Source organism: Sphingobacterium sp. BN32 (assembly GCF_030503615.1).
Lineage (GTDB): Bacteria > Bacteroidota > Bacteroidia > Sphingobacteriales > Sphingobacteriaceae > Sphingobacterium.
Window position 1 is genome coordinate 3,432,015 of sequence record NZ_CP129963.1, and the last position, 17,770, is coordinate 3,449,784.

14 protein-coding genes are annotated in these 17,770 nt (G+C 41.1%); 8 read left to right on the forward strand and 6 right to left on the reverse strand.

All coding sequences use genetic code 11. The annotated features are described in order from the left end of the window. Positions 1-23: 23 nt before the first annotated feature. The 4 genes from QYC40_RS14525 to QYC40_RS14540 all read right to left on the reverse strand — a co-directional run bounded on the left by QYC40_RS14525 (position 24) and on the right by QYC40_RS14540 (position 5,140). Positions 24-1,181: a glycosyltransferase gene (locus tag QYC40_RS14525; protein ID WP_301990838.1), complete on the reverse strand. Its 1,158-nt coding sequence runs from the start codon at positions 1,179-1,181 to the stop codon at positions 24-26. A gap of 93 nt (positions 1,182-1,274) precedes the next feature. Continuing rightward, positions 1,275-2,297 (reverse strand): glycosyltransferase family 2 protein, encoded by a 1,023-nt coding sequence (locus QYC40_RS14530; protein ID WP_301990839.1) that lies wholly within the window; start codon positions 2,295-2,297, stop codon positions 1,275-1,277. A gap of 271 nt (positions 2,298-2,568) precedes the next feature. After that, a complete protein-coding gene (locus QYC40_RS14535) occupies positions 2,569-3,834 on the reverse strand; it encodes a glycosyltransferase (RefSeq protein ID WP_301990840.1) in 1,266 nt (421 codons plus the stop codon). A gap of 46 nt (positions 3,835-3,880) precedes the next feature. Next, on the reverse strand, positions 3,881-5,140 hold the full coding sequence (locus QYC40_RS14540) for a hypothetical protein (RefSeq protein ID WP_301990841.1): 1,260 nt from the start codon (positions 5,138-5,140) through the stop codon (positions 3,881-3,883). 299 nt (positions 5,141-5,439) lie between these two features. On the opposite strand from QYC40_RS14540, the gene QYC40_RS14545 reads away from it, so the two are divergent. From QYC40_RS14545 to QYC40_RS14555, 3 genes are read left to right on the forward strand one after another with little or no spacing between them, the layout of a single operon-like run. Next, positions 5,440-5,925, forward strand: a complete 486-nt coding sequence (locus QYC40_RS14545) for a histidine phosphatase family protein (protein WP_301990842.1) — start codon at positions 5,440-5,442, stop codon at positions 5,923-5,925. A 21-nt stretch (positions 5,926-5,946) separates the two neighbouring features. Beyond that, positions 5,947-7,956: a thioredoxin domain-containing protein gene (locus QYC40_RS14550; protein ID WP_301990843.1), complete on the forward strand. Its 2,010-nt coding sequence runs from the start codon at positions 5,947-5,949 to the stop codon at positions 7,954-7,956. A gap of 20 nt (positions 7,957-7,976) precedes the next feature. Further along, on the forward strand, positions 7,977-8,477 hold the full coding sequence (locus QYC40_RS14555; protein ID WP_260042603.1) for a peptidylprolyl isomerase: 501 nt from the start codon (positions 7,977-7,979) through the stop codon (positions 8,475-8,477). 671 nt (positions 8,478-9,148) lie between these two features. Here the strand turns inward: QYC40_RS14555 and mnmD are convergent. Continuing rightward, complete coding sequence (gene mnmD, locus QYC40_RS14560; protein WP_301990844.1) at positions 9,149-9,820, reverse strand: tRNA (5-methylaminomethyl-2-thiouridine)(34)-methyltransferase MnmD; 672 nt, start codon at positions 9,818-9,820, stop codon at positions 9,149-9,151. Positions 9,821-9,883: 63 nt separating this feature from the next. Between mnmD and QYC40_RS14565 the strand changes: the two genes are divergently transcribed. Beyond that, positions 9,884-11,116: a dicarboxylate/amino acid:cation symporter gene (locus QYC40_RS14565; protein ID WP_301990845.1), complete on the forward strand. Its 1,233-nt coding sequence runs from the start codon at positions 9,884-9,886 to the stop codon at positions 11,114-11,116. On the opposite strand, the gene QYC40_RS14570 is transcribed toward QYC40_RS14565, so the two are convergent. Further along, the gene (locus QYC40_RS14570; RefSeq protein WP_301990846.1) at positions 11,113-12,066 is read right to left on the reverse strand and encodes a glycosyl transferase family 90; all 954 of its coding nucleotides are present in this window, start codon (positions 12,064-12,066) and stop codon (positions 11,113-11,115) included. The two genes, QYC40_RS14565 and QYC40_RS14570, sit on opposite strands and share 4 nt — an antisense overlap. Before the next feature lie 303 nt (positions 12,067-12,369). Here QYC40_RS14570 and QYC40_RS14575 point away from each other — a divergent pair, with 303 nt between their 5' ends. The 4 genes from QYC40_RS14575 to QYC40_RS14590 all read left to right on the forward strand — a co-directional run bounded on the left by QYC40_RS14575 (position 12,370) and on the right by QYC40_RS14590 (position 17,768). Continuing rightward, complete coding sequence (locus tag QYC40_RS14575; RefSeq protein WP_301990847.1) at positions 12,370-12,774, forward strand: cytochrome c maturation protein CcmE; 405 nt, start codon at positions 12,370-12,372, stop codon at positions 12,772-12,774. A 24-nt stretch (positions 12,775-12,798) separates the two neighbouring features. Then, positions 12,799-15,267 carry a heme lyase CcmF/NrfE family subunit gene (gene ccsA, locus QYC40_RS14580; protein ID WP_301990848.1) on the forward strand — a complete coding sequence of 823 codons (2,469 nt, stop codon included), beginning with the start codon at positions 12,799-12,801 and terminating at the stop codon, positions 15,265-15,267. Continuing rightward, positions 15,267-16,028 (forward strand): Rossmann-like and DUF2520 domain-containing protein, encoded by a 762-nt coding sequence (locus QYC40_RS14585; protein ID WP_301990849.1) that lies wholly within the window; start codon positions 15,267-15,269, stop codon positions 16,026-16,028. Before ccsA ends, QYC40_RS14585 begins: the two co-directional genes overlap by 1 nt. A gap of 186 nt (positions 16,029-16,214) precedes the next feature. Beyond that, positions 16,215-17,768 carry an FMN-binding glutamate synthase family protein gene (locus QYC40_RS14590; RefSeq protein WP_301990850.1) on the forward strand — a complete coding sequence of 518 codons (1,554 nt, stop codon included), beginning with the start codon at positions 16,215-16,217 and terminating at the stop codon, positions 17,766-17,768. Positions 17,769-17,770: the final 2 nt, after the last annotated feature.

Consider the following 17,770-nt stretch of genomic DNA (forward strand, 5'->3'; position numbering starts at 1 on the left):
TCAAAATGTACTATCTGTTTAACTCAATTAATAAATTTCCGGTCGAACATCTTCCATTCGTTTTCCTGTAAATAAAACGAATCGAAAAATTGCGTTGCTTCTATACTGACTTTGTCGTAATGCGTTTTATCTTGTAATAATGCTCGAATTTCAGCAGCGAAATCTTCCGGACTGTCAACCCAAATACATCCATTATTAATCTTATTCATCAAACCGTCAACTCCTCTTCGAGTCGTCACGACCGGAATGCCATAGGAAAGCGCTTCTAAAACCTTTACTTTTATCCCTGTACCTGTTAACATCGGGCAGATAGCGACCTTCGACCTTTTGTAAACCGCGTCGAGATCATCGACAAGCCCGTGCTTCACAATTTGCTCGCAGTCAGGAATCGCTCGACATATTTTACCAAAAACATGGACTTTCGTCCCTTTAATCTTCGGCAAAACCTCTTGAATAAACCAACTAATACTCTTCAAATTATGAGGATTATCACTCGCAACATAAACTAGATCGTAATCCGAGTGATCTCTATTACGTATTGGTTTCGGAAAGGACAAAGGTATTAAATCGACGTACTGTTCCGTGAATTGATTAAAGATATATTGTTCCTCAATCGAGTAGGTCCATATTTCATCAAACGACTTCAATAATTCCATCTCTTCAGCAAAAATATGCTGAACATTGTTGACCTTCTTCCCCTCGCTTTTCTGAATTTTTTGAAGCGTGAAAAAATCATGGGTATCCACTATTTTATTCACATTTTCTAATCCAACAACCAACTCTCCGAATTCGACATAGCTGATTACTAAATGATCAAATCCATGATCTTTTACAATCTTTTGAAACCGAGATTTAAAACTTGGCGATACTCGGTTAACCCTAGGATTAGTGAACAATCTTTTCAGCATCCAAGGAAGCTTATCCGTCAAAAAGTATTTTATTCTATTCGACTTAGAAGACTTAAACGGCTCTATAAGCAAATTTATCGATGTAAAGGTTTCACGAAATCGCTCTTCGTCGTCTTTGTTCCAATTAATACTAGATACAAAACTAACGTCTAAATCCGCACTTCTACTTTGAAAGTACTGCAGCATTTGTAGGCAACGCGTCAAATTGCCGGCTTTGCTCCAAAAAGGATTCTCAGCCATATAATAAAGTACTTTGGTTCTCTTTTTTGTCATTTTGTAACTTGGAAACTTATCCACCATCAACTAATCTATCAATACGCATCTCTATTCTTAAGGGCAATCACATCCATCTCGATAGATGTTCTATTATGATTGCAACAAGGAAAACTCTTCCCTAAATTGCGCCCGCATTCGCTTTCTGTAGGACTTCACTGGAATAAACTTGAGTAAAAACAAATTCCTTTTTAGCTGTTTTGTCCTCCTTATCTTCCAATCGCCGTAAAACGTATCAAAATCAACATAACTCGACGATTGTAGGAAATACCTAAAAGGTTCTCCCAATTTATTGAAATCATTCAACCCTAAATAAGGCTGAATATGCTGCTTAAAAAAATTCTGTATAAGATCCATTAGCGTTTGCTTTTGCTCATCGCTCAACGCGGTTCTTAAGTACCGGTATTCAAAAGGTTCATGCGCTACGAATTGAGCCAAATGAAGACTCTTCGTACTAAAAAACGATTCTTTCTCGTAGAATGTCCTCAACAATTCAAACCATTTTTTTATCACCTCAATTGTTCGATCACCGTCATCGGCAGCTTTTCGATGATTCTGCCCTTCATGACTGCGATAATGGTAAATCCCTTGTCCATTAAATGCAATTCGGTCGGTTTTCGTCAATAGGAAATGTGAAAACAATCCATCCTCCCCCGGTTGTATTCCAACCGGAAATTGAATATCCCTATTCTTTTTCAAGAAATCATGCTTCCAAAATTGTGCGCAGGTTGGCAGCGCCATAGGTGATGGAAGTCGCGACTCATAGCCAGAACCTACAACCACTAAATCAGCCTCTGCTTCTTCAGCTGCGTCAAATGATGTTTTTATAAAGCTTTCATCAAGAAAATCATCCGAATCGAGGAAATAAACATAGTCTCCCTGTGCTTTAGCGAGCCCATGGTTCCTGGCAACAGAAACGCCGGAATTTGGTTGGTAATAGTAATGGACCCGAGAATCGTTCTTAACAAAATGCTTAATTATTTCTGCAGAGCGATCGGTACTTCCATCATCGATCACGATGAGCTCGAAGAACTGCATACTTTGACGTAAAACGCTTTCAATAGCATATTGAATAAAAGCTTCCCGGTTAAAAACAGGAATTATAATCGAAATCATTGTTTTTTCTTTCGTCAAATCAGCTATCTTTTTACTATCAATATAAAATTGATATTCGACTCTTTTTCAATCTTATACTATATTATAACGCAAATTGTTAAGAAAACGCTACTGCAAATTTAGAAAATACATCGGCATTTAAGGCCTGAGAGCCTTCTAAAAACGACTTTTTCCTTCTTCTAGATAAATTGGTTCCCTTTTTTATAAGCAGCTATGGTCACAACTTTCTTTAGATAAAAACGCGAGGATGCAAGGCGAAAATTTTTGCTATTTACTGCGTTATCTTATTGTTTTGATCCACAACCTCCAACAATAGCCCATTCCATTTCTGGAAGATGACTTCACTATCGAAGGCTTTACTAAACTCGTGCCCCTTCGCGCCCATAAGCGCTCGCTTCTCTGCATCCTCCATCAAAATGCTCATGTAGTCAATCAGAGACTCCTTATCTTCCGCCAAAAAACCCGTTTCCCCATGTTTTATTAATTCATTAACACCCGAGCAGCTAGCTAGTCCTAAGCTGGGTATTCCCATTGCCATTGCCTCCCCTAGTGCTAAACCGAATCCTTCATATTTGCTGGGGAAAATAAAAATATCCGCTGTACGCAAAATCTCTTCAGGATTCGGATGGAAACCTTTCAGAAAAACACGATCAGCTAACTGCAGTGACTCGATAAGACCTTGCAAAAGATTCTCGTCCCTTCCGGTACCCCAAAACTCTAAGCGCCAATTCGGAAAGCGATCAGCGACCTTCGAAAATGCTTCGATCGCCAAACTCTGCTGTTTGCATTCGTTATCCAGTCTCGCCAAATTCATTATAACATATTCTTTCTTTGTCGCCAAATGATTCGGCAGATCCTCTTTACGATAACGCGGCAAAGGGTTAGCAATGGTTTTTGCTATTCCTCCGAATGTCTCCGGTAAAAACTGATGATAACTATCAAATAAAACTTGAATACCATCTAATTTTTTAAATGATTCCGTAAGACATTCCATCTCGTAAGCTGGACGATATCCTATAACATCCGTAAAGTCATAATCTGGTCTTCCGTTAACTGAATTGACGATGGGTATGTTGAGTTGTGTTCCATATGTAATCTCCAGATGAGAACTAATAGACATGGTCACAATCACATCAGGATTTAGCTCTTTGAGAAACTTTTCCCAGTGCAAAGCCCGATTCTTTAAATTATGACGATAAAGACCGGCTTCACCGTCCTTAAATTTCCTGTACTGGGATTTGTTGTACGCCTTGGCGTACTTCTTCTTTATTTTACCAATTATCCATTTGAACGGATTGGCACCTCTATAATTGACCAGCGGCAATAGGTTGATCTGATCGACATTTTCATCATAAATATTCTTTAGATCAACGTTTTTTTCCAAAGGAAAAACAGATCCGCCCCCTTCAGCCTGACTAGCTGCAATGATCACTTCATGCCCTAACTTCGAAAAACCGTTGGCCAAAAAAACACAGATCTTCTCTGTTCCACCGTTCCCATTCAAAAAGGAGCTATGTTGCACAAATACTATTTTCATTTAATTTCTTTCCTCTTGAGGTATTGCCTAATGCTTAATCAAATGGTTAATTACTCATCTTATTATCAATCAGGTCTTGCATTTGAGACCATTGTACGCTCATCTCTGCATACCTGAAAACACCAGTCTTGTATCCCAAGACTGCTCCAAAATGTACAGTCTTCTCATCCACAGTCTTCGGAAATATAGCCGATCGGTAAGCATCCTCGGTAATGATTGGTTTTGGAAAAACATAAAAATTCAGCCCATCATTCGAAAAGGCGAGATATAACTGATCAGCCGTGTATTTCTTGACATCGCCCACAGCGATACAGAGAAAATAATAACCGTTGACATAAGTCGCCTGTAAATGCCAAGGACCATTATCCCGGTTCTGTCGAATCCACGGTTCATTGAGAAAATTTACAATTTTACTGTTTGAAAAACGACTGAAATCAAGTCCGTTTTCCGATCTCCGCTGTATCACAAAGGAGGGTTTATCGCGCTTAAAATGTTTCTTTCCTGAATTCAGTTCCACCTCGTAACTAACATAGCCTTTCCCGACTTTCAAAAAAGAAGGTGACAGCATATGACTATTTTTCGGCGAATATGGTATATCAGAATACATGACGGTTTCTAAAGGATCCCAATGTATGCCATCCCGTGATGTCTGGCGAACGATCGTTCTGCGCACGTCCTTGATCAATTTCGAGCGGTTATTCTGGCTCTTCGCGCCTCGTGCAGCCAATGCTTTTGCTGACAAAAAGCTTCCCCGATAATAGAGCTGAAATACACCGTCTTCGAACATCCAATCCACATCCGACCAGAATCCTTGAATCTGCTCACCCTCCATCTCCCGGAAACTCTCCTTGTAGCTCGGACAGGCCTGAATAGGGTTAAGGATGCCCGAAGGTTCAACCCAGTTTAAGCCATCGTTTGATACAACTACGGTAGGATTCTCATATCGCTTAGAAAGCTGATCGCCTCCGATAGCACCAAAATATGGGGTAAACACCATCCAATATTTATAACCTTGAAAACCATCCGGAAAATATTGTACATCCGGATGACAGTAACTACTGTTACCAAAGCCAATATTCTTGATAAACTCAGGCTTTATATGTTTCGGATAGTTCGCATTGGCCATCATATCAATATTGACCTGTTGCGGAAAAATATCCACTTGCAAATCCGTCGTGAAATCCTTCCTCCCTACCTTTTCTGGTATTTCTTCTGGATATAACTCCATTTCTCCTCGAGCACAGGCTGTGAAAAAAAAGAGTAAACTATATGCCGCAAAATGCAGCACGGTTCTATTAAACAGCATATTAATCCTAACAAACAATTTCGTGTAAATAACGTAAATTCCTTTCATAACATAACAGCCTTCTACACAATTTTTAAACATTTTTCCAGCAGCCATAAACGGCATGAAAAACATCAATAGCACGATATAAATTCAATTTTAAATAAAAAAAATAGCTTGTAAATTACGGCAAAATTAAGGAGTTATGAACTATTGATAGCGAAAGGTGGAATCTCCCTCAATATTAACAATTTATAAACAGAAATTTAATCAAGAAAACCTTAAATTAGCTAGTCATTTAACAGCGAATTACACTAGGTATGAAAACACTCTATCTCATACGTCATGCAAAAGCCGAGGATCATGGACTTTTGAAAAACGACTATAACCGCAATATTATCTCCAAAGGAAAAGAAAGAGCAATAAGAATTGCCAACGAGCTTGCGACCCAGCTAAAAATCAATAACAATACCCTCGTGATCAGCTCTTCCGCCAATCGCGCAAAGCAAACAGCGGATATCTTTTGTGAAATACTAGGCTATCCTTTAACGGACATTTTAGAAACCAGAGAAATTTACGAGGCGCACTTTATTGACATCCTACGCATCATAAACAATGTGCCAAACAATGTAGAAAATCTACTGGTATTCGGACATAATCCAGGGCTCTCTAATTTAACAAATTACCTCAGCCATGCGGAGGTAGAATTAGCGACTTCCAACGTCGCGACCCTCAGCTTACCTGACAATTTCAACTTTTCCGAGCTTGCAGGAGGTACAGCAACCCTACTGAACACAATTCAGTAATATTCTCTACCTTCGTATTCTATGGCAAACAAACTTCAGAACGAGAACTCCCCTTACCTACAACAACATGCCCACAACCCGGTACAATGGTATCCTTGGGGCGAAGAAGCTTTAAACAAGGCAAAGGAAGAAAACAAACTCATTATCATTAGTGTTGGCTATTCAGCATGCCATTGGTGTCATGTGATGGAACGCGAGAGTTTTGAAAACGATGCCATCGCACAAACCATGAACAAGTTTTTCGTGTCTATAAAAGTCGACCGCGAAGAACGACCGGATATTGATCAAATCTATATGATTGCCGTCCAACTGATGACCAATTCCGGCGGCTGGCCACTGAACTGTATCTGTTTGCCTGATGGGCGCCCCATTTATGGCGGCACTTACTTTAAACCCCAGGACTGGCAAAATGTACTCCTACAAATTGCTAAAATGTGGGAAGAAACCCCCGAAGTAGCCCTTGATTACGCCAACCGCTTAACCAAAGGGATACAACAAGCAGAGAAACTCCCTATACAGCAAATACCAGAAACCTATACCAAGAAAGACTTATTGGATATAGTGGAACCTTGGATCGAAACCTTCGATCAAAATGAAGGCGGTTATCGCCGCACACCCAAGTTTCCTCTCCCAAATAACTGGTTGTTCCTCCTCCGATATGGTACATTAAGCAAGGATCAGCCCCTATTGGATCATGTACATTTCACCTTAGAAAAAATAGCTAATGGAGGAATCTACGACCAAATTGGAGGTGGCTTTGCTCGTTATTCTGTCGATAATCGCTGGCATATCCCCCATTTCGAAAAGATGCTGTATGATAATGGTCAATTACTTAGTTTATATAGCGAAGCATACCAACAAAAGCCTACGACGCTTTATAAGCGTGTCGTAGAAGAAACCATCGCTTGGGCGGAACGCGAAATGCTTGATCCCAATGGAGGGTTTTATAGCGCATTGGATGCCGATAGCGAAGGCGTCGAAGGCAAATTCTACAGTTTCGACTACGACGAGTTTGATGTGCTAGCTGAGCGTGCAGATCTAGCAAGAAATTACTTCCATATCAGTAAAAGCGGAAACTGGACCGAAGAACAAACCAACATTCCTTACCTTAGCTCGGAAGACAGTCGACTAATCGCAGAGGCTGGCTATAGCGAAGAAGAATGGGAGGAAGAGCTAAAATCCATCAAAGAGACCCTGCTGAATTATCGCGAGCAAAGAGTGCGACCAGGTTTAGACCATAAACAGCTCGTCACCTGGAATGCATTAATGATCAAAGGGCTTGTTGATGCCTACCGCAGCTTTGGAAATGATCATTACTTGAACCTAGCGAAACAAACAGCGGACTTTATATGGACAAAATGTCAGGAAAATGACATACTACTGCACCAACCGGCTGACATCAACCGAAGTATTCCGGGATTCCTAGATGATTATGCATTTAGCATTGAAGCTTTCCATAGTTTATATGAAGCGACCTTTGATGAAACCTGGATTAACCGCGCAAAAACACTTACAGAACAAGCAGTTAACATTTTCTACGATAAAGACGAACGCACATTTTTCTACACCTCCTCCCATGCGGAAGAACTCATTGCCAGAAAAAGTGAAATCATGGATAATGTCATTCCGGGTTCGGTATCGACAATGGTACGCCAATTGTATAAGTTAGGCATCTTGTTCGATGAGGAACAATATACGCTAATAGCCGATCAGGTTTTCGCAAATGTATTTCCGCACATTAAATCATATGGGTCAGCCTATTCAAACTGGGCCATTCAATTACTGGAACTGCACTACGGAATTTGGGAAATAGCGCTTACCGGAGCCGATGCTCCTCAGTGGCGCAAGGAATTAGACCAGTATTATATTCCAAATAAAGTAACATTAGGTGGAACAAAAAGCAGTCTCCCCTTGTTAGAACATAAAGCGGGTATGGAATCAAAAGCATACCTTTGCCAGAATAAAACATGCAGTCTTCCACAAACGTCGATTGCCCAGATAATAGAATTAATAAATAATAAACAGGGCTAGTACCCCATAAACTAAGTACAATGGCAGTAGAAAACAACAACGTAGTAACGTTGAATTACGTTCTTCATACAATTGAAGAAAATGGAGAAAAAACCTTTGTAGAGCAAACAACATCGGACAATCCGTTAACATTTTTATATGGTGTAGGCATGATGCTTCCTAAATTTGAGGAAAACATCGCTGGATTAAACGCAGGTGATAAAACATCATTCGAATTAGAACCAAATGACGCTTACGGTGAGCGTGACGATAAAGCAATCGCACAATTACCAGCGGAAATGTTCCAAGAAGTTGGACTTCCTCCTGTTGGTGAAGTAATCCCTTTGCAAGATAACCAAGGAAACCAATTCCGCGCGGTAGTGATCGAAGTAACACCAGAAACGGTAGTTGCGGACTTGAACCACCCAATGGCTGGTAAAAAATTAAACTTCGACATCGAAGTAATCGCTTCCCGCCCAGCAACGGCTGAAGAGTTATCGCACGGCCATGCACATGGCATCGATGGAAATGAAGCTCACTAAGTAATTAGAAAAGTTATAAAAAAAAGAGTTGCCCTTTTGGGGCAACTCTTTTTTTTAGTAGTTAGTACTTAGTACTTAGTAGTTAGACCTATAGCGGGCTGTTGGCGTGCTAGTTTTGGGGAAAGGAAGGATAAAAGGATGGGTGTAAGGATTGGCAGGGTGTTTTGTCTTGAACCAGAAAAAAAAGGATGCAAGGATTAACAGGATCCTGCTTATCCTTTCATCCTTTTTTTCCTGGTTCAAGACAACCTTTCCCCTTTTTTTCGCCCGATCCTGATAATCCTTAAATCCTTTTTTCTTGGTTCAAAGATAAAACACCCGACCCTGATAATCCTAAAATCCTTCCTTTCTTGGTTCAAAACAACCTTTCCTTTCCCCAAAACTAGCACGCCAATAGCCCACCATAGGTCTAAATACTAACTACTAAATACTAACTACTAATACAACAAATACTAACTACAAATACAACAACTACTAAACTCCTACCACTCACTCCCCTTATAAACCCAATACAAACCCAATGTAAACCCAATGTATAACCCTTTCGGAACGGGTTTGAAATGGTTTAAATATGGGTATGATTCGCCTTTAAATTGTGAGTGTCAGGTACGAGACAGCAGTCTTTCTATAAGATACCCTGTGTCTTACATCTTAGGTCTAAAATCTCATGTCTAAATTCCATTCTTTACTGCCCTTAGCATTTCGCGTTTTCCAGGCGCACCGGGAGCTTTTTCAATACTGAAACCGATAGACTTCATCGCTCTTTTTAGGTTACCGGTAATAGCGTAAGTAACAAATACGCCGCCGGGTTTTAGAAATTGACAGACATGCGCTAATGCTTCGACGGTCCACATCTCGGGTTGGTGGATTTCAGCAAAGGCATCGAAGTAGAGCACATCAAAAAGCTGATCTGGATGGAAATCCATTAATTTCTGATGCGCAATTCGCAAATCGATATGGGGGAGAATATTTTTTTTGCTACTTAACGCAGCCTCATAATTGTTAAGAAAAGCATCCCACAGTGGGGCGTCAATGTATTGGTTGTATTCAGATTGGTTGATTACATTCAGGGGCAAGGGGTAAGCTTCGATACCGCAATAGTCCAACGTAATCGCCGATTTCTGACAATAATCTGCTGTTAATAAGAAATTTAGTCCCGTGCCGAAGCCGACTTCCAAAATAGATGCTTGGGTTGTCTGTTCCTTTTCGAGGAAGAAGCGTAATCCGGTGTTTAAGAAAACATGTATACTTTCCTGATGTGCGCCATGTTTAGAGTGATAGTGTTCACCGACCTCCGCTTGGTAAAGCGTTTTGGAGCCATCGTCTGTTTTTACAAATTCCATTACGTATTTTTGGCAAATCTAAAATAAAAACAACTATTTTAGCTTTTCTCAAAGAATATTTAAATGAACAAGGTTCTAGAAAACTATGGAAGCATCATTTGGCTGCTCGTTGGTATCACGATCGGTAGCTTAATTGGCATATTTTACCCTTCGGCCGTTGATGTGTTAAAACCCGTTGGAGATATCTTTCTAAACCTGCTCTTTGTATCGGTCATTCCGCTATTATTTTTCGCTATTTCTTCTTCGATCGCCAATATTGAGGACAGCAAAACGCTGGGGAAAACAATCAGCATCATGACCGTGGTGTTTATCTCGACCATCGTGATTGCCGCCGTAGCGACAATCTTTGGGCTTTGGGCATTCCCGGTTACCGCGCTACAGGATAGCAATGCTCTGACAGATGCCCTTCCAAGCAATCCTGAGGATACTTGGGGCGATCGTATTGTTCGTTTCCTGTCGGTCGATGAGTTTGCCAATCTATTGTCTCGTAAGAGCATCCTAGCCTTTGTTATATTTTCTTTGCTGGTTGGAGTAGCCACCCGTCGCTCTGGCGACATGGGAAAACAGTTTACCCAATTTCTTAATGCAGGTAATAAGGTGATGGAAAATCTATTAACCTTGATCATGAAAGCAGGACCGATAGGTCTTGGCGCATATTTCGCCTTTCAAGTGAAAACTTTAGGACCAGAGCTTTTTGGATTCTATGCGAAGCCTTTGGGCTTTTATTATGTGTTCGGATTGATTTTCTTTCTCGTATTCTTCAGCCTGTATGCGTTTATCGCAAAAGGTCCATCAGGTATTCCTTTATTCTGGAAGCATAATATCGCACCATCGCTGACCGCACTGAGCACCTGTTCGAGCCTCGCGACCCTCCCGGCTAACTTGTTGGCGGCGAAAAGAATAGGTATTCCACATAACATCGCCAGTATCGTCATTCCGCTAGGAAATACACTCTATAAGAATGGCTCTGCAATTTCTTCCATTTTGAAGATTTATGTCGCGTTCTCTATTCTACAGTGGGATTTCTTTGAACCCACGACACTCATTACGGCAGTTGGAATCACCGTATTGGTATCCATGGTTGCGGGCGGAATTCCCAACGGTGGATTTATCGGCGAGATGCTAATGATATCAATCTACGGTATCCCGAATGAAGCGGTCCCTTCCATTCTGATTATTGGAGCCTTGGTCGATCCGTTGGCGACGGTTTTAAATGCAACAGCTGATACGGTGGCGGCCATGTTGGTAACACGGTTCTCTGGAGAAAAATTTGAGGCGGAAAGCGCTGAAGCTTAAACGTCAGACAAGTTAGTCGCTTCAAAATACTTCGCTAATACCATCACTGCAATCAGATCTTCCTTAGTTTGATCCTGAAACTTCTGGCAGTAAGCATTCGCGTTGCGGACAATTTCCTCCGCTTTTTCCGGCTGCTCAATATAATAGTTTAAGCGTTCTTCCAAGTCGCTATAGTCGGCTTTGATCTCGATATAATGGACATTCGGAATCAGCGTTCCTTCCATAAACCAAGTTTCGTATCTCGGCTTAGGCATTACAGCGATTGAACTGGATGACATGATCCACTTGAGGTTGGTCGCCACATCGTTCCCTTCTATAGCAAGGATAAACTTATATTTTAAATGTTCGGTAATGGAAATTTTTGGTTTCTCCCATTTACTTCCTTTCATGATATCGCCTAAATCACATAGCGGATGATCGAAATAAAGCTGGTAGAAAGCTTTGCGATGTTCCTGCTGCACCGCTGCACGACCAATAAGTTTATTCAATTTGTGCCGAAAAGGAACATGGTCTTTAATAAAATTAAAATGTCTGACCTTGTCGAGGTTCAGCAAGACTGAATTTGCGTTATCTCCTGCAATCGGACGGCTTTTGACAATGCTGGGAGACGCTGGAACTTCCACCACATCCCCCGGCAGCAATTGAAACTCTAAATCTCCTTCGAAATAACGAAGGTATTCCTTGCTGTCGTAATAGTACACTTTAAGATGATTAGGACGATGGTAATCGGCAATGCGGACTCGCCCGTTCAACAAAGCTGCAGGTCCGGATAATTTATTATAATAATCTACGCGCTGTTGGATCTCTGCCGCATCATAACGCGATAAACACTGCAGCAGCAAATCTCTCTTGTGAACCAAATTTGCAGCAAACTTCTCTCGTAATTCAGCCTTCAGATAATACCAGGGTTTAAAATTCTTATTCTGGAACAATAACTTCTTAATGTTCATAGCAACGGGTAATAATTATTAATAAGGATGTTTCCCGGTAAGGAAGATATCCGATTTAAAGGTAAAATTTAAAGTGGAAATTTAATCATAAAACCGCGCTATCTAGGTCAATCAATTGCAATCATCATTTTACAATGCTAAACTTTACTTAAATTTTGAGTCAACACATTAACTTACAAGTGCTTGCATAGTGATAGCACAGTAAATTAGAACAATTCTAAATAACTTCAAATATTTGTTAAATTCATTGCAGTGCGTTGTAATTCGTATTTTTGTAATTGATTAGAATTATATTAAGATAAGATGAAGAAAAGTTCGATCATTTTAATTGGTATTATCGCTATTGCGATTGCGATGATTCTTGTGATCTATACAGATTCAAGTACCTATTCTACGTTCACTGAGGCGAAAGAAAAAAACACTGAGCTGTATGTTGTAGGGGTTTTAAATAAAGAAAAGGCTTTACACTACGATCCTGTAACCGATGCTAACCATTTTTCATTCTACATGTATGATAATGACAGCACGGAATGTGAGGTTGTATTCAACGGATCAAAGCCTCAGGACATCGAACGTTCTGAGCAAATTGTATTGACCGGAAAAATGGAAGGCAACACCTTCCACGCGAGTAAGATTTTGATGAAATGTCCTTCGAAATACAATCAAGATCAAATGGAAGTGATTGAAACATCTTCCGCAGCCCTTTAATTTAAAATACATTTTTAATTCCTTATGGACGTAAATTACGTTGGAGAAAACCTGTTGCCAGGCCAAATAGGACAATTCTTTGTTGTACTTTCCTTTGGTGCGGCATTATTTTCTTTCATTTCTTATTTTTTTGCTAGTAAAAATCCCGATGTGACATCGTGGAGAACCATGGGCCGCATTGGTTTCTGGTTAAATGCGTTGTCTATTGCCGTTATTGGTGGTACACTTTTTTATATTATCTATAACCACCTTTTTGAATATCATTATGCCTATGCGCATTCATCCACGAAACTTCCGACACACTATATCATTTCCGCATTCTGGGAAGGACAGGAAGGTAGTTTTTGGTTATGGATGTTTTGGCAAGCCGTTTTAGGGACTGTATTGGTCTTTAAGGCAAAATCCTGGGAAAGTCCGGTGATGACTTTTGTCATGCTATGTCAGGTATTCTTGGCATCCATGCTCCTCGGGGTAGAAGTTTTTGGCTCCCGTATCGGTAGCTCACCTTTTATCCTGTTGCGCGATGCATTGAACTTCCCTTTCTTAAAAAATGCAAATTACTTATCCATGATACCTGATGGTAGAGGCTTGAACCCTCTATTACAGAATTATTGGATGGTTATCCACCCACCTACCCTATTCTTAGGCTTTGCTTCCATGATTGTTCCATTTGCTTACGCAGCATCTGGTCTTTGGTTGAAACGCTATAAAGATTGGATTAACCCGGGATTACCTTGGGCATTATTTGCTGTCATGATTTTGGGAGCGGGTATTATTATGGGTTCATTCTGGGCATATGAAGCGTTGAATTTCGGTGGCTTCTGGGCTTGGGACCCGGTGGAAAACGTATCGATTATTCCTTGGCTGACTTTGATCGCTGCTGTGCACGTGATGGTCGCTTTCAAAAATACGGGACACGCCTACTTCACTTCAGCATTCTTATGCTTAATCAGTTTTGTATTGGTCATCTATGCTTCTTATTTAACGCGTAGCGGCATTTTAGGTGAAACATCTGTTCACTCGTTTACGAGTTTAGGGATGTCCGGACAGCTAATCCTCTTCAATCTGACCTTCTTGGTCATTATGATTGTTGCCCTCGTGGTTAGAAAGAAAGAAATGCCTTCTACACAGAAGGAAGAAGATATTTACTCCCGCGAGTTTTGGTTATTTATTGGTGCATTGGTACTTACGGTAGCCTGTGTGCAAATGATTGCGACGACTTCCATTCCGGTATTCAATGCGTTGTTCGGCACTAAGGTAGCTCCGCCAATCGATCCAATCCCGCATTACAATAAATGGCAGGGCGCATTCGCCGTTGTGGTAATGACCTTAACTGCATTTACACAGTTCTTGAAATACAAGCGTTCAGATGCTAAGAAATTCTGGGCTTCTACCCTAGCATCGTTTATTATCGCATTGGTACTTTCTGCTTTAATCGTGTACTTCACGAAAGTCTACGGAAATATCATGTACATCCTGATTACGTTCAGTTCCGTGTTTGCGATCTTAGCAAACCTGCAAATATTAGCAGATTCGTTCAAAGGCAAATGGCGTTTAGCAGGATCAGCTGTATCGCATATTGGTTTCGGATTATTGTTAATCGGCGCTTTAATTGCGGCGGCTACCAATGAGGTTATCTCGGTAAATAGCAGCAATTATATCGCTGTGGCGGGATTCGACCAAGTCGAAAAACCGGGCGAGAACTTGTTTTTGACAGAAGGCGAGCCGGTGCAAATGGGCGAATATAAGATTACCTATGTCGGTGACTCAGTGGCTGCTCCGAACGTATTCTACAAGATCAATTACGAGCGCATCGATGAAGAGACAGGTGCCGTGAAGGAATCTTTCGTCTTGATGCCTTTCGCACAAAACAACCCACAGATGGGTGGATTGATCGGCACGCCAGGTACAAAACACTTCCTGACACATGATATTTACACCTTGATTACTGCAGCAGCTTCGGATTCCCAAGCGGCCGTGAATCAAGAGGAGGATGCTTCTGAACGTTCAAGCTTTGATGAATATGAAGAACCGGCAACTTATGAAGTTAATATAGGCGATACACTACGCTACAGAAACGGTTATTATATCATCGATGCCATCAATAAAAATGCGACAATTTCGAATATTCCGAAAGAAGAGGGTGATGTGCTCGTGGGTATGCAAATTCGCGTGGTAGCTTCTGATGGTAAAGAATTCAAGGCAGAGCCAATCTTCATGATCAAAGGAGGCAATACGATGGACTTCCATAAAGATGTTCCGGAACAAGGCCTTCGCTTCCGTTTCTCGAACATTATGCCGGATAAGAACAAACTAGAATTGATTGCTTACCAAAAGCCTCTTCCAGAAAAGAAATGGGTGGTATTCAAAGCGATCAAATTCCCTTATATCAATTTCTTCTGGTGTGGCACAATCGTGATGACCATCGGATTTTGTATGGCCATCTACAGAAGATTGAAGGATTCTAAAATTAGTAAAGCAAAAACCAGCTAATGAATATTGTTTTAATCGGCAGCGGTAATATCGCCAGCACTTGGGGAAAAGTCCTTGCTGCATTAGGACATCGCATTACGCAGATTTATAGTCATACATTAGCCAATGCGCAAGCATTGGCTAATTCGCTTTCCAGCCAGGCTATCAGCGACCTTAAGGAGCTCGATCTAACGGCTGAGCTTTATATCGTGGCGGTCAGCGATGCGGCGATTCCTTCGGTAGTTGAGCAAATCCCTGGCAATTTAACAGGATTGATCATACACTGTTCCGGTGCAACCGACTTGCAAGTATTATCCAAATTTAACCGGTTCGGCGTCGCCTACCCTATCCAAAGTTTTTCGAAGACAGTTGCCATTGATTTCGCTAAAATCCCCTTCGGCATAGAAGCGAATACTGCAGAAGATGAGACTTTGTTACAGCGCTTATTTTCTGAATTATCAACTCATGTTTTTGCTTGCTCCAGCGAGCAACGGTTGGCGATTCACCTCGGTGCGGTGCTGGTCAACAACTTTAGTAACGCCTTATACCAGATGGCGTATGAGCTGCTAGCGCAGAAGAATTTATCGTTTGATCTATTGCGTCCCATCATCCTGGAAACGGCAGAAAAAGTACAAAATCGTATTCCTAAGGATGTTCAGACAGGACCGGCAATCAGAAATGACGATGGGACGATAAATAAGCATTTACAGTTTATTAGTGACAATCCTGAATGGCAATCTATTTACCAACAAATAACCAGCCTTATTAAAAAAAGAGGATGAAAGACAATTAAAATTTAGAAAATCGCTAAATCTTTAACTTGTACATCAAATTCTTCTGAATACTCGTTTAACTTGCTAATTTTGCAACTTAAAGTCACACGATTGATTAGCTATTCAATGTGGCACATTTATAGCGGCATTAATCTGGAATTGAAAAAAAGCTTTTGATCATATAATAAATCTATCATGCAGGTTAGAAAACTAATTTTAGGGACGATCATCCTTATTAACTTAATCATCATTTCTTTCGGTTTGATTTTCACGCCGAGATGGTTCTGGTTACTATTAATCCCTTTCCCTCTTTTGATTATTGCGTTATATCATAGTTTCCAAACAAGTCACGCGATTCTTCGTAATTATCCATTAGTAGGTTATTTCAGATATTTTTTCGAATCTATCCGCCCAGAGTTGAGACAATACTTCTGGGAGTCTGATACGGACGGACGTCCTTTCAACCGTCGCCAGCGTTCGCTAGTTTATCAGCGCGCAAAAAATCAACGTGAAACCGTAGCATTCGGTATGCAATCCGATCCGCAAGCGGTGGGTAACGAATGGGCGGCACACAGTATTTTCCCGGTGCACATCGAAGATCATAATCTTCGTACATTGGTCGGAAACAGCCAGTGTAAACAACCTTACAGCTTAAGTGTATTCAATATCTCGGCGATGAGTTACGGCGCTTTGAGCCGTACCGCTATCACGGCTTTGAATAAGGGTGCTGCCTTGCAGAACTTCGCACATAATACGGGTGAAGGTGGTATCAGCCAGTACCATATCAGCGGTGGTGATTTGATTTGGCAAGTGGGTACCGGTTATTTCGGATGTCGTGATGAGAATGGTTTCTTTTCGCCAGAGCTTTACCGTGAGAAATCGACAAGACCATATGTAAAGATGATCGAGTTGAAACTATCGCAAGGTGCTAAGCCAGGTCATGGAGGTATCCTTCCTGCGGCTAAGAACACGCCTGAAGTTGCGGCAATTCGTCACGTTGTTCCTGGAACAGACGTGATGTCGCCTCCTGCGCACAGCGCATTCCGCACGCCAGTGGAGATGATGCATTTCATCCAGCAATTGCGTGAACTATCTGATGGCAAGCCGGTAGGTTTCAAATTATGTATCGGTGATAAGAATGAATTTTTAGATATCTGCCATGCGATGCAAGAGACGCAGATTATGCCAGACTTTATCTCGGTTGATGGTTCTGAAGGTGGTACGGGTGCTGCTCCGCTAGAGTTCACGGACAACTTAGGTATGCCGTTATACGATGCTTTAGCTTTCGTGACAACGACACTAATCAACTACGGATTGAAAAAACATATCAAAATTATCGTGTCTAGCCGTATCGTTACAGGATTCGATATCTTGAAAGTTATTGCGTTAGGAGCTGATGCTTGTTACAGCGCGCGTGGAATGATGTTCGCGCTAGGTTGTATTCAAGCGTTGAAATGTAATGAAGACGTATGTCCGGTAGGTGTTGCGACGCAACAGCCACACTTATATAAAGGATTGGATGTACAGGATAAGTATGTTCGTGTGGCTCAGTTCCATAGAAATACCTTGCGTGCAACGGTAGAGATCATGGAAGCATGTGGTTTCAAAACCTTGGAAGATGTATCTGCGGATAAATTTTTCCGTAAGGTGGACAGCCAGAATACATTAAGCTTCCAGGATATTTATTTCAAGAATACAGGAAAATTAGTCAACAACCGAAGCGATTTCGCTCCGGAAGTGTTTGACTAAAT